The 13,528-nt window shown below is 64.0% G+C and carries 12 protein-coding genes; 10 read left to right on the top strand and 2 right to left on the bottom strand.

Going from position 1 to position 13,528, the window contains the following annotated elements; all coding sequences use genetic code 11:
- Positions 1–74: 74 nt before the first annotated feature.
- From V5F84_RS22190 to V5F84_RS22145, 10 genes are all read left to right on the top strand, one after another.
- Complete coding sequence (locus V5F84_RS22190) at positions 75–1,115, top strand: DctP family TRAP transporter solute-binding subunit (RefSeq protein ID WP_509276853.1); 1,041 nt, start codon at positions 75–77, stop codon at positions 1,113–1,115.
- Positions 1,112–2,989 carry a TRAP transporter large permease gene (locus V5F84_RS22185; RefSeq protein WP_394016390.1) on the top strand — a complete coding sequence of 626 codons (1,878 nt, stop codon included), beginning with the start codon at positions 1,112–1,114 and terminating at the stop codon, positions 2,987–2,989. The genes V5F84_RS22190 and V5F84_RS22185 overlap by 4 nt, the downstream gene beginning before the upstream one ends.
- Before the next feature lie 290 nt (positions 2,990–3,279).
- Positions 3,280–3,837, top strand: coding sequence for a 2,4'-dihydroxyacetophenone dioxygenase family protein (locus tag V5F84_RS22180; protein ID WP_394016389.1), 558 nt, complete (start codon positions 3,280–3,282; stop codon positions 3,835–3,837).
- Positions 3,837–4,565: an SDR family NAD(P)-dependent oxidoreductase gene (locus tag V5F84_RS22175; protein ID WP_394016388.1), complete on the top strand. Its 729-nt coding sequence runs from the start codon at positions 3,837–3,839 to the stop codon at positions 4,563–4,565. The genes V5F84_RS22180 and V5F84_RS22175 overlap by 1 nt, the downstream gene beginning before the upstream one ends.
- A 39-nt stretch (positions 4,566–4,604) precedes the next feature.
- On the top strand, positions 4,605–5,909 hold the full coding sequence (locus V5F84_RS22170; protein ID WP_394016387.1) for an MFS transporter: 1,305 nt from the start codon (positions 4,605–4,607) through the stop codon (positions 5,907–5,909).
- On the top strand, positions 5,906–6,631 hold the full coding sequence (locus V5F84_RS22165) for an SDR family NAD(P)-dependent oxidoreductase (RefSeq protein WP_394016386.1): 726 nt from the start codon (positions 5,906–5,908) through the stop codon (positions 6,629–6,631). The genes V5F84_RS22170 and V5F84_RS22165 overlap by 4 nt, the downstream gene beginning before the upstream one ends.
- A gap of 9 nt (positions 6,632–6,640) precedes the next feature.
- Complete coding sequence (locus V5F84_RS22160; RefSeq protein ID WP_394016385.1) at positions 6,641–7,438, top strand: IclR family transcriptional regulator; 798 nt, start codon at positions 6,641–6,643, stop codon at positions 7,436–7,438.
- A gap of 93 nt (positions 7,439–7,531) precedes the next feature.
- The gene (locus V5F84_RS22155; RefSeq protein WP_394016384.1) at positions 7,532–8,311 is read left to right on the top strand and encodes an SDR family oxidoreductase; all 780 of its coding nucleotides are present in this window, start codon (positions 7,532–7,534) and stop codon (positions 8,309–8,311) included.
- 701 nt (positions 8,312–9,012) lie between these two features.
- Complete coding sequence (locus V5F84_RS22150; protein ID WP_394016383.1) at positions 9,013–9,843, top strand: alpha/beta fold hydrolase; 831 nt, start codon at positions 9,013–9,015, stop codon at positions 9,841–9,843.
- 3 nt (positions 9,844–9,846) lie between these two features.
- A complete protein-coding gene (locus tag V5F84_RS22145; protein WP_509277232.1) occupies positions 9,847–11,220 on the top strand; it encodes a PAS domain S-box protein in 1,374 nt (457 codons plus the stop codon).
- 22 nt (positions 11,221–11,242) lie between these two features.
- On the opposite strand, the gene istB is transcribed toward V5F84_RS22145, so the two are convergent.
- Together istB and istA are read right to left on the bottom strand one after the other, a co-directional pair.
- Positions 11,243–11,998, bottom strand: a complete 756-nt coding sequence (gene istB, locus V5F84_RS22140) for an IS21-like element ISPve1 family helper ATPase IstB (protein ID WP_394016433.1) — start codon at positions 11,996–11,998, stop codon at positions 11,243–11,245.
- Entirely contained in the window at positions 11,995–13,482 is a 1,488-nt protein-coding gene (gene istA / locus V5F84_RS22135) for an IS21 family transposase (RefSeq protein WP_394046890.1), read from the bottom strand. The genes istB and istA overlap by 4 nt, the downstream gene beginning before the upstream one ends.
- Positions 13,483–13,528 lie beyond the last annotated feature (46 nt).

Below are 13,528 nucleotides of genomic sequence, written 5' to 3'. Positions count from 1 at the left end.
GCGTGGGCGCACACCAAGCAATCACGACAGCGACGCCCCGTCGATCCGGCGAAGGGCGCGACGGAGGAAGCACGATGAGCGACGACACGCATTCTGGAGCTAATGGCCGGCCTTCGCGCCGGACCCTTCTCGCCGGCGCCGCAGCCGGCATCTCGCTCGCGGCGATCAGCACCAAGCCTGCTATGGCAGCCGAGTTCAGCTTCAAGGTCGCGACGGGGCAATCACTGACCCAGCCGATCAATGCGCGCCTGGAGCAGGCATGCAAGCGGATTGAGCAGGGCTCGAATGGTCGCATCGAACTGAAATTCTTCCCGGCAAGCCAGCTTGGCACCGACACGGACCTCATCACCCAAGTACGATCCGGCGGAATCGAATTCCTAAACATCGCTGGTTCGGTCATCTCCACTGTGGCGGCCGGAGCCGCCATAACGAATGTTGGCTTCGCCTTCTCCGATTACGACCAGGCTTGGCGCGGAGTCGACGGCCCTGTTGGTGTCTACGTTCGCGCACAGATCGAGAAGGCAGGCCTTATTGTCGCTGCCAAGGCCTCCGATAACAGCTTTCGCCAGATCACGTCGGCATCGAAGCCGATCAAAACACCCGACGATCTAAAGGGATATCGGATCCGGGTACCAGTCTCGCCAATCTTCACCTCTCTCTTCTCGTCACTTGGCGGGAATCCGACATCGATCAATTTCAGCGAGCTTTACACGGCGCTTCAGACGCACCTCGTCGACGGCCAGGAGAACGGGCTAGTCGCGATTGAGGCTGGGAAGCTTTACGAAGTCCAGAAATACGTCTCGGAGACGAACCACATCTGGGATCCCTTCTGGCTCGTAGCAAACCGGCGCGCCTTTAGTCGGCTGCCGAGCGATCTCCAGGCGATCGTTCGACGAGAGTTCGACCAAGCCTCGATGGAACAGCGAGACGACGTTGCGAAGCTGAACGGAACTCTCAAGGCGCAACTCACGGCGAAGGGCCTGACCTTTGAAAGTGCCGATAAGGACGCTTTCCGAAAGGCCTTGACGCAGGCCGGCTTCTACAAGGAGTGGAAAGGCAAGTTCGGCCCCGAAGCGTGGAAGGCGCTGGAAGAAGTGACGGGTCCCCTAGCATGAACGCCGTGGATGGCACCCACGAGGCAGCCCGCTCGGAGTTGGCTCACCATTCGGTTTGGGTTCGCGTCGGCGAACATTGGCTACGCCGTCTGGTGGAGGTGCCCGCCGCCCTACTTGTGATCGCGGAAGTCGTAATCCTGTTTGCCGGGATTTGCGCTCGATCCCTCGGACATCCGATCATCTGGTCGGACGAGCTCGCGTCCCTGCTCTTTCTGTGGCTTGCAATGCTCGGGTCTGTAGTGGCAATCCAGCGCGGGGAGCACATGCGCCTAACCTTCGTGGTTGGGTCCATGTCCCCGCGCGCGCAAGCCTGGTGCGAGACGCTCGCGGTCGGTGCGGTTTTCGTCTTCGTCATCCTGATGCTTCATCCGGCTTACGACTACACGGATGACCAATCCTTCGTAGAGACGCCCGCTCTGGGCTGGTCGGGAACGGTAAGGGCCCTGGCAGTTCCGGTTGGATTCGGACTGGCGCTCCTTAGCTGCACGCTCCGGCTGGCGCGACATAGTCTCGCTGATCTCGCGAGTGTCGCAGGCGTCCTCGGAGTGTTGGCCGTCGCGCTCTCGATAGCTTCTCCCCTGCTCGCCGGCTTGGGCAATTGGGCACTTCTCGTCTTTTTTGTTGGTCTGCTGGGGGTTGCAGTAACCGCGGGCGTTCCGATCGCCTTTTCGTTCGCTCTCGCCACCTCTGCATACCTTCTGACCGTCACATCAACTCCGCTTACAATCGTCGTCGGCCGTATCGACGAGGGCATGAGCAGCCTCATGTTGCTTGCTATCCCGCTCTTCGTCCTTCTTGGTCAACTCGTTGACGTGACCGGCATGGCTCGCGTGATGGTGGAGTTCCTGGCGTCCCTGCTAGGCCATGTGAGGGCTGGGATGTCGTACGTGCTGCTGGGCGCGATGCTTCTGGTGTCTGGCATCTCTGGCTCGAAGACCGCGGACATGGCCGCGGTCGCCCCGGTGCTTTTTCCCGAGATGCGTCGCCGCGGCATGCAAGACGGCGAGTTGCTGTCCCTCCTCGCGGCCTCTGGCGCGATGAGCGAGACGATCCCGCCCTCGATCGTGCTGATTGCGATCGCATCGGTGACGGGCGTCTCCATTGCGGCTCTGTTCACGGCAGGGATCCTGCCCGCGATCGTGTTGGCGCTCGTACTCGCGCTGGTAGCGCGTTATCGCGCCGGCAAGGATGATGACCGTGTCAAGGTAACCCGTGCCCCTTTGTCTGTGGTGATGAAGAGCCTCGTCGTGGCCCTCCCGGCCTTGCTGCTTCCGTTTCTCATCCGTACCGCCGTCGTCGAGGGCTTCGCCACCGCAACGGAGGTTTCCACCATCGGGATCGCGTATTCGCTTCTTCTCGGCCTCGCGGTGTACCGCGGCGGCCTTAGCTGGCGCGCAGCAATACCAATGTTGGCCCGTACGGCTTCGCTCTCGGGCGCCATCCTGTTCATCGTGGGCGCTGCAAGCGCCATGGCTTGGGCCCTCACCCAATCCGGGTTCTCGCACAGCCTCGCACACGCGATGGCAGCAGTTCCGGGCGGCCAAGCCGGCTTCCTGCTCGTCTCGCTCATCGCCTTCGCAGTGCTAGGCAGCCTCCTCGAAGGCATCCCGGCCATCGTTCTGTTCGGGCCCCTTCTTTTCCCGATCGCAAAGCAGTTCGGCATCCACGAAGTGCACTACAGCATGATCGTGATCCTCGCGATGGGTATTGGCATCTTCGCGCCACCATTTGGCCTCTGCTACTATGCGGCCTGCATCATCGGGCAGGTTTCGCCCGAGTCGGGTATGCGGCGGATCTGGATCTATCTCGGCGCGCTCTTCGTGGGGCTGCTAGTTCTCACCTTCGTACCCTGGTTCTCGATCGGCTTCATCTAAGGCGGCCTCTAGCCGAAGCACCGGCTGCATCGCGGCATGCTGGGGCTCGTCGGCACCATCAGAGATCCGGCATCGTCTCGTCAACGTCGAAGAACCCTGGCTGCCCGTGCAAGCTCCAGCCTCCGAACTGCCGAGCCCGATTGAATCACGCTCGGCTCGAACACGCGAGGTTTTTGGAGGTGTGCAGCTGGCAGGCCCGGCGTGCCCTGCGCCCATTTGACAGCCAAACAACTCCGCTCATATCATCCAGACATGGACACATCGTCCATATTATGGACAGGAGGCGGCGCATGAGCGACACACAGCTAAAAGCGGACCCGGCAGAAGGATTGGATGCTGCCACGCTCAAGCGCATGCCCTACCAGTTCGCCCAACCTCGGGAATGCTTGCCCGACCTGGTGGTCGCCCCGGCGGTTCCGGTCGACGAGCGCATCTGGGTGCCGCAGGCCGAGAACGTGTGGTTTCGGCCTCTCTGCCTGAACGTGTCGTCAGGCTACTGGATGAACCTTCTGAAAGTGCGGAAGTCGGGCATTCTCAGCCGACATCGCCACCCGGCCCCTGTCCACGCCTTCGTGCTCAAGGGAAGCTGGCGCTATCTGGAGCATGACTGGATCGCGACCGAGGGCTCCTATGCCTTCGAGCCCCCGGGTGAAACCCACACGCTGGTCGTGGACGAGGGCGTGGAGGAGATGATCACGCATTTCCAGGTCAACGGATGCATGTACTACGTTGACCCGTGGGGACGTCACACCGGATACGAGGACGTCTTCACGAAGATCGACATGTGCCGCAAGCATTTCGGTGAGATCGGCCTCGGCGCAGATTACGTCGACCAGTTCATCCGCTGATGGCCGAGTCAGCTCGCTTCGATCTCGCGGGTCGTGTTGCCGTCGTGACGGGTGGCGCACGCGGGATCGGCGCCGCCATCGCCAAGGCGCTTGGCCGTTGCGGGGCAGTTCCAGTGATTTGGGACCGCGACCCGCTGGCGGACGGCGGAAACGGCATCGCGGTTGATGTCACCAATGCGGACTCCGTCTCGTCGGCCCTCACCAGCACCCTGCGCCAACATGGTCGGGTCGACATCCTCGTGAACAACGCCGGTTATGCGGGGCTCACGACCCCAGTCCTCCAGTACCCCCTCGACGAGTGGCGCCGCATCCTGGACGTGAACCTGACGGGCACTTTCCTGGTGTCCCAAACCGTGGCGCCGATCCTGGTCGAGCGGGGCTGGGGCCGCATCGTCAACCTCGCTTCCCTGGCGGGCAAAGAGGGCACGCCGAACGCAAGCGCTTACAGCGCGGCGAAGGCCGGGGTGCTCGCATTGACCAAATCGCTCGGGAAGGAACTCGCGAGAACCGGCGTCCTGGTCAACGCTATCGCACCGGCTGCCGTACGCACCGCCCTGCTTGAGCAGATGAGCCCGGCGCATGTGCAGACGATGGTCGACAAGAGCCCCATGGGCCGCCTCGGAGAACCGGATGAGGTGGCCGAGCTCGTGCTGTTCCTCTGTTCCGAGAGCTGCACCTTCAATACCGGATCCGTGTTCGATCTATCCGGCGGGCGCGCCACTTATTGACCCCATCAAGCAAACACTAGTCACAAGGGAGGAACGAGCATGCAGACCGGCAAAACGGCGCGGCTCCGCAGCATTCAATGGATCGCAGTGGCCTTTCTGACCGCCGCCGGTATTATCAACTATGTTGATCGGTCTGCGCTGTCCATCGCCAACACGGCAATCCGAGACGAGATGAGCCTCACGCCTGCCCAGATGGGCTGGCTTCTGTCGGCGTTTTCGCTGGCGTACGCCTTCTCACAGCTTCCAATCGGGGCCCTGTTGGACAGGCTGGGCTCGCGCATCATGCTCGGCGCCGGAATGTTCTTCTGGTCGCTCGCTCAATTGGTCTCTGGCTTCGTCGGTTCCTTCCAGCAGTTCCTTGTGGTGCGTGCGGTGCTTGGCTTGGGCGAGGCGCCCCAATTCCCGGCTGGCGCTAAGACGGTGAGCGAGTGGTTCAACGTCCGCGAGCGGGGCACGCCAACCGGCATCTTCGTGGCGTCGTCCTGCATTGGTCCATGTATCGCTCCACCCTTGCTGACCGCGCTGATGCTGCTCTTCGGCTGGCGCTGGATGTTCATGCTGACGGGGGTGGCGGGCATTATTGTCGCTGTCGGTTGGTACCTCCTCTACCGCAACCGCAACGAGGTCGCTCTGCTGCCCGAGGAGATCGCCCATCTCGACGAGGGTGGCACAGCGGAGCCGGTGGCGCGGAGCATGACCCTGGCCGAGTGGCGCGGCTTGTTCGCCCACGGCACCACCTGGGGCATGATCCTTGGGTTCATGGGCGTCATCTACATGGTCTGGCTCTACTTGACTTGGTTGCCGTCCTACCTTGAGCACGAGCGCGGCTTGAGCGTGGCGCGGACCGGCTGGGTCGTGGCTGTTCCCTACATCTTCGGCACCTTGGGCATGCTTTCGGCCGGGCAGGTCGCCGATCGGCTGCTCGCTCGCGGCCTGAGCATCGTCAACAGCCGTAAATGGCCGGTCTGCATCGGCCTACTCGGCGGCGCCGCCTTCACGGTCCCGGCGGCTTACACCCCGAGCGTCACGCTGGCGGTGGTCTACATCTGCCTTGCGATGTTCTTCATCAATCTTGCCAGTGCGGCGGCATGGACGCTGGTGAGCGTGATCGTGCCGAAGCGGCAGGTTGCATCCCTGGGCAGCATTCAGAATTTTGGCGGCTACTTCGCCGGCTCCTTCGCGCCTGTGATCACCGGTTACATCGTCGAGGGCACGGGCTCTTACGTAAACGCCCTGCTCGCCTCCGCGGTGGTCGCAGTCGCGGCCGCGGCCGCTTACTTGCTCCTCGTGCGCAAGCCCCTGGAATCGCCCAACACCCTTTCCCTGACGGAGCGCCTGGCATGACTTTTCAACCGAACCTCCTCGCTGGGAAGACAGCCCTGGTAACCGGAGGAACGACGGGGATTGGCGCCGGCATCGCCGAGGTGTTGGGCGGGTTGGGTGCCAGGGTTCTGGCTGCCGGGCTGGGCGCAGCAGCCTACCGAGCGCCAGCCGGAATAGACATCATGGCCCGGGAACTGGACGTGACGAATGAGGCCGGAGTTCGGGACTTGGTCGAGGCTTGCGAGCGGATCGACATCGTCGTGAACTGCGCCGGTATCATTCGGCGCGCCGATGAGCACCAGCTTGACGTCTTCGAGCAGGTGCTCGCCGTCAATCTGACCGGCACGATGCGCGTTTCCACGGCTGCCCGCGCGAAGCTTGCGTCAAGCGGAGGGTGCATCGTCAATCTGGCGTCGATGCTGTCCTTCTTCGGCGGTAGCCTGGTCCCGGCCTATAGCGCGAGCAAGGGCGGCATCGCTCAGTTAACCAAGTCTCTGGCGCTCGCCTACGCACCGGACGGTATTCGGGTCAATGCCGTCGCTCCGGGCTGGATTGCGACGCCGTTGACCCAAGCTCTTCAGGACGACCCGCTGCGTGCGCAGCCGATCCTGTCCCGGACTCCGCTTGGCCGCTGGGGCACGCCGCACGACGTGGCTCAGGCGGTTGGCTTCCTCGTCAGTCCAGCGGCGAGCTTCATGACGGGGGTGATCCTGCCCGTTGATGGTGGGTATCTTATTGCCTAGGAGCCCTGGATGCTGTCCCAAAAACCGGACCAGAACGGCTCTCGACCCGACGTACCGGGAACAGCGGCCTTCGCGAAGTTCATGCGGGTGCTCCAAGCGGTGGCTGACCGGCCGGGCGAAATGACGGTCGGTCGCCTCTGCCAGATCACGGAGTTGCCACGACCGACGGTGCACCGTATCGCGGCCGCACTCGTGACGGAGGGCATGTTGTCCGAAGGGGACGACGGCCGTCTGTGCCTCGGTCCGCGCCTGCTCACGCTGGCCTTTCAGTCCTGGGACGGGTCGCTTTTGCGCCAGGCCGCGCAGGAGCACCTCGTGCGTCTCCGGGACAGCCTCGACGAGACCGTGCACCTAGCGGTGCACGACCGAGGAGAGATGGTCTACATCGACAAGCTGGAGAGCCGACGCACCGTCCGAATGGCCTCTCGCATCGGCACTCGCGTGTCACTGCATTCGACCTCGGTCGGCAAGGCGTGGCTGGCCACCCTCCCGGACGAGGAGGTTGGTCTGCTTTTGGATCGCGCCGCGCTGATCGCGCGGACCCCTCACAGCATCATCGCTGTAGACCGTTTGCGGGACGATATCGGGGCAACCCGGGCGCGCGGCTACTCACTCGACCTGCAGGAAAACGAACTCGATATCTGCTGCTATGGCATGTCCCTTCACGGACGAGGCGGCCAGGCGCTCGGCTGCATCAGCGTGAGCCTGCCACGCTATCGGTTCGAAACCATGCCGGAAGCCACGACACTCGAAGCGATGCAGGCGTGCCTGGACGGGATCGGGCGAGCCGTAGGGGGTCGATCGTAAGGGCCGCGAGGTTGCACTGGAATGCAGTTCGAGCGCCAGCGCGGGCCGGCCCCGCAACAGTGCTGAACGCCAAAATAAGCTGGAAGGAGTGTCATGGATCTGAACTTGTCGGGCAGGAACGCCGTCGTATGTGCGTCGAGCCAGGGGCTAGGACGCGCCTGCGCCGTTGAGCTGGCCCGGGCAGGGTGCCGGGTTGTGATCAACGGACGTGATCGCACATCTCTGGAAGCTGCCGCCGCCGAGATGCGAGCCCAAACAGGCGCCGAGATCATCCCAGTCGCGGCCGATCTTGACACCGCTGAGGGGCAGCGGGCGCTCATCCAAGCCGTTCCGCAGGTGGACATCCTCATCAACAACAACGGGGGGCCGCCCTTTCGCGACTTCCATGACGTCGATCAGGCGGCGATGTTGGCTGGGCTGACCGCCAACATGGTGACGCCGATCGCCCTGTTTCAGTGCGTGATCGACGGGATGGTCGAGCGTCGTTTCGGGCGCATCGTCAACATCACATCGAGTTCGGTGAAGATGCCTCTGCCTGGGCTGGACCTGTCTAGTGGGGCACGAGCCGGTCTCACTGGCTTCCTCGCCGGCGTGGCACGCTCAGTGGCGCACGCCAACGTCACCATCAACTTCCTTCTGCCCGGCGCCTTTGACACGCGGCGGCTCAAGGCCGGACAAGAAGCCGCTGCCCGTCAGCAGGGGCTGGACGTCAGCGTCGTGCGCGATCAGCGGCGTGAGGCAATCCCAGCAAAACGGTTCGGTGAACCGTCCGAGTTCGGGGCCGCTTGTGCATTCCTATGCTCGACGCAAGCCGGCTACATCACGGGACAGAGCTTGCTCATAGACGGCGGAGCATATCCGGGAATCCTCTGAGCGTGGCGAGAGCCCGGCGGCAGGCTGCCCTGCTTCAGGCGTGCCCATCCCGGGGGGGGGCGCGCGTGCTTGCCGCTCTGGCCTCCTGCACGGCGATGCCGCGCGGCCGCCCCGGGCTTCACGCCTGGGACGAGCCGACGCGCTCCGCCCTGGAACGTGGTCGGGGGTGTAGACGCGGAGCGCCCGGTCGGATCGTTGACGCGGCGGTTTCCAGAATCGCCCCGATGATAAGCGACAAATAAGGGATGCGCGTTCCATTCGGCGAAATGCGTTCGTCGGCGAGTGGTAAGGTAGGGCCATGCTCGACAGCAAACCTGAACCTGCCCGAGCCCCGGCCCACTCACGGCAGACTCGATCCGTGCTACTGGGCGCGGATGCGCTATGAGCGATGTTGCACTGACGTCCGCGTGCCACCGTCGTGAGATGTTGACGCTCAATCCATAGTGTCCACTTCGGAGCAGGTTCGCATCCTCGCGGGATGTCCATGGGCCCGAGGCCGAATGGCCGCTTCCGGGCCGGCAGCCAACTTCGGCTCACCACCCAAAGCGGCTGTAGGCCTCGGGTACCAAGGGTCTAACTCTCACCACTAGCTCCACTTCGGCTCCTGCGCCCTGCGTGCCTGGCAGCGGAGCGAACTCGTCCCTCATCAATGGCGAGGGAGCCGGGCTCGTGTCATAAGATCGTCTATGAGGAACTCGCCCATGCGCGGGATATCAGGCGGCCGCCCGCCCGCCGCTCTCCGCCATAACGCCGTCGTACGCGGCGCCGGCCGGGCAATGGTCTTCGCCCACGGCTTCGGTTGCGACCAGAACATGTGGCGGTTCGTGGCTCCCGCCTTCGAGCACGATCATCGCGTCGTTCTCTTCGACCACGTCGGCGCGGGCGGGTCCGACCTCTCCGCGTATGATCCGGCCAAGTACGACAGCCTTGAAGGGTATGCGGACGACGTTGTCGAACTCTGCCGGGCCCTCGACGTAAAGGGGGGCGTGTACGTCGGCCATTCCGTCAGCGCGATGGTCGGGGTCCTCGCGTCCAAGAAGGCGCCGGATCTCTTCGATGAGTTGATCCTGATCGGCCCGTCCCCGCGCTACGTCGACGAAGGCGACTACGTGGGCGGCTTCAGCGAGGGCCAGATCGCGGAGTTGCTGGAGTTCCTCGACAGCAATCACATGGGCTGGTCCCAAGCCATGGCGCCCGTCATCGTGGGCAACCCCGACCGGCCGGAACTCGGCGAGGAACTCACCAATAGCTTCTGCCGCACGGACCCGGAGATCGCGAAGCGGTTCGCCCGGACCACGTTCCTCGCCGACAACCGCGCAGACCTCGCGGACGTGACCGCGCGCTGCCTCGTCCTGCAATGCGCCGAAGACGTGATCGCCCCGCAAGCGGTCGGCGAGTACGTGCACGCCCGGCTTCCGCACAGCGAACTGGTCCAGATGAAGGCGACCGGGCACTGCCCCAACCTGAGTGCGCCCGAGGAGACCGTCTCCGAAATGCAGGCCTTCCTCGGGCGGGAGCGGCGGGCGACCTGAGACGTGAGCCAGCCCGTCGACGACTTCGAGGACCTCTTCGATCACGCGCCCTGCGGCTACCTCTCCGCCGACGCCGGCGGGCGCATCACGAGGGCCAACGCGACCTTCGTGGCCTGGACGGGCCACCCGGTGGCCCGGCTCGTCGGGCGCAAGTTCCCCGAAATCCTGAATATCGCGGGCCGCATCTACTTCGAGACGCATTTCGCCCCGTTGCTGCGCATGCAGGGCTTCTTCAACGAAGTCGCTCTTGAGGTCGTGAAAGCCGATGGTTCTACACTCCCGGTGCTCGTCAACGCCGTAGAGCGACGCGACGAAACGGGCGCGGTGTCGTTCGTTCGCATCACCGTCTTCAACGCCACCGACCGGCGTCGCTACGAACGCGAGATGTTGGAAGCCCGCCGGGTGGCAGAATCGGCCACCGCTCAACTTGGTGAGTTGAACGCGACACTAGAGGCCCGAGTGGAGGAGCGTACCCGCGAGCGCGACCGGGCGTGGCGCCTGTCGCAGGATCTCCTCGTCGTCGCCGGCACGGACGGTAGGCTCGGCGCCGTGAACACCGCCTGGACGATGCTGCTGGGCTGGCCCGAGAAGGAGCTCGTGGGCTCTACCTTCATGGAGTTCACTCACCCCGACGATTTGACCGCAACGCTGGAGGCGTTCGCCGGCATCGTCGAGGCGCCCCTCGCGGTCCCGTACGAGTACCGGCTCCGGCACGCGGACGGCAGTTATCGGTGGTTCGCCTGGACGGCCGCCTTCGAGGACGGGTGCGTCTACGCGAACGGACGGCACGTAACTGCTGAGCGGGAGCAGCGCGATTCGCTGGCCCGGGCCGAGGAGGCGCTCCGCCAAGCGCAGAAAATGGAGGCAATCGGCCAACTGACGGGCGGCATCGCTCACGACTTCAACAACCTGCTCGCCGGCATCAGCGGATCGCTCGAACTCATGCAGAACCGCATGGGCCAGGGGCGCTTCGGCGACCTCGACCGCTACATGAGCGTGGCGCAGGGCGCTGCCAAGCGCGCTGCCGCCCTCACCCACCGCTTGCTGGCCTTCTCCCGCCGCCAGACGCTCGATCCGAAGCCGACCAACGTGAACCGGCTGATCGCCGGCGTAGAGGAGTTGATCCGGCGCACCATCGGACCACAGGTCACCCTCGACGTAGTCGGCGCCGCGGGTGCGTGGCCGGCGCTGATCGACCCGGGGCAGTTGGAGAACGCGCTTCTCAACCTGTGCATCAATGCGTGTCAACGGCGGCGCAAAAGTCGACCACGGCGGCGGAGCAAAACCAGGCCAGTTGGTGAGGATGTGCGCCATGGCGCGCGCGCTTCCCACATAGCTGGCGCGTGCCATGGCGCGCTGGCCCGTCAGGGCCAGTAGTTGTAAGATGCCTGGATCTTGATCAGCGCCGCTTGCGGGCAGTGCTGTTGGCGAGGCGGTAACTTTCGCCGTTCATCTCGAGGATGCTGACGTGGTGGGTCAATCGGTCGAGCAGTGCGCCGGTCAGGCGCTCCGAGCCGAATGTCTCGGTCCATTCATCGAAGGGCAGATTGCTTGTGATGAGGGTCGATCCGCGCTCATAGCGCTGCGAGATCAGTTCGAACAGCAACTCGGCACCCGTTTTCGACAGGGGCACGAAGCCGAGCTCGTCGATGATGAGAAGCTTGTAACCGGCCATCTGCTTCTGGAAGCGCAGCAGGCGGCGCTCATCGCGGGCCTCCATCATCTCGCTGACCAGCGCTGCGGCGGTGGTGAAGCCAACCGAGAGGCCCTTCTGACAAGCGGCCCGCCCGATGCCGAGGGCGACATGGGTCTTGCCGGTGCCGGACGGGCCGAGGGCAATGACATTCTCGCGCCGTTCGATCCATTCGCACCGGGCCAGTTCCAGCACCTGCATCTTGTTCAGCTTCGGAATGGCCGCAAAGTCGAAGCTGTCCAGGCTTTTGACGGCCGGGAACTTCGCGGCCTTGATGCGCCGCTCGACCATTCGCCTTTCCCGGTCGATCAGTTCGAGTTCGACAAGCCGTGCCAGGTATCGGACATGGTCCAGCCCTTCCGCCGCGCATTGGCGGGCCAGCTTTTGATGTTCGCGCAGGAAGGTCGGCAGCTTCAGCGCTTTGAGGTGATGGGCGAGCAGGATTTCCGGGGCATCACTCATGCCGCATCATCCGACAGCAGCCGCATGTAAGACCCGGCCTTGGTCTTCTCGACCATCGCCTTCGGCAGGTAGGGATAGCAGTCGAGGTCCAGTCGCGGCGGACGACGCTCCACCCGGCACAGGAGAAGATGCTTCACCGCATCGAAGCTGAGCGCCCCCATCCGAAGAGCCTGGAGCACTGCCGCCCGCACGTCCGCCAGATCGAAGGCCTCCAACAGCCGCAGGACCTGAACATATTCGCGCCGACCCTGTCGGTTCATCCGCACCTCCATCAGGCGGCGCAAGGTGGCGAACTCCTCCGGCAGGTCCCAGCCCTGTAACGGGGCGGCTTGATCCAACGCATTGATCTTCTGCTCGATCAGCGGGAGGTAATGGATCGGGTTGAAGACCAGTTCGTCGCGATCCCAGCATCGGGGATGGCGGGCGATCACCTCGCCCCGGCAGCCAATCACCACCTCATGGATATAGCCCCGGATCCAGACATCCTGGTGGCCGTATGCAACCGGCACCGAGTAGTCGTTGGTCTTGTAGCGCACCAGAGATTGCGACGAGACCCGGCCGTTGTCCTGATCGCAGGCATCGAACGGCGCCGCCGGGAGGGCGCGCATCGCAGCAAGGTCACGCTGCAATCTCTCACCGATCGTCTCGCTTTCGCCGCGCAGGACTGCGCGCTGACGCTTGCGGCACTGCTCCTCCAGCCACAGATTGAACGCGTCCCAAGTGGCGAACTCCGGTAGCGGCACCATGAAGTTGCGCCGAGAGTAGCCCACCAGGCCTTCGACATTCCCCTTGTCGTTGCCCTTGCCCGGCCGGCCATAGCGATCCCGGATCAGGTAGTGCGACAGGAACCCGCTGAACAGCGAGGCACGCTTTCTGGTTCCATCCGGCAGGATCTTCGCCACCAGGCACCGGTCGTTGTCGTAGAGCACAGACTGGGGAACCGCACCGAAGAACGCGAAGGCATGGATATGGCCATCCACCCAGGCCTCGGCCACCGCTGCAGGATAACCCCGGACGTAACAGCCATCGCTGTGCGGGAGGTCCAGCACGAAGAAGTGTGCCTTCTGCTCGACCCCGCCGATCCGGACCAGGGCTTCGCCGAAGTCGGCCTGAGCGTGGCCCGGCGGATGCGACAGCGGCACGAACACCTCCTGGCCACGTCGCTCACGTTCCCGGATGTAATCCTTGATGATCGTATAGCCGCCGGTGAAGCCACACTCATCGCGAAGCCGGTCGAACACCCGCTTCGCCGTATGCCGCTGCTTGCGTGGCATGATCCGGTCAGCCTCCAACCACCCCTCGATGATCGGGATAAACGGATCGAGCTTCGGGCGGCGGACTTCGACCGTTCGACGGTAGCCGGGCGGAACCGAAAACGACATCATCTTCCGAACCGTGTCCCGCGACACATTAAACACCCGTGCCGCTTCCCGCTGGCTCATGCCCTCCGCACAAGCCTGACGAACTCTCAGATATAGCTCCACGCTGTAAATCCCCACGCCCTCCCTGCTGCCGCAGAAAGGGAAAACT

The organism is Roseixanthobacter liquoris (genome assembly GCF_043195135.2).
GTDB lineage: Bacteria > Pseudomonadota > Alphaproteobacteria > Rhizobiales > Xanthobacteraceae > NCEH01.
Note: the sequence above shows the minus strand (reverse complement) of the source record. Positions and strands in the feature narration are given on the sequence as shown.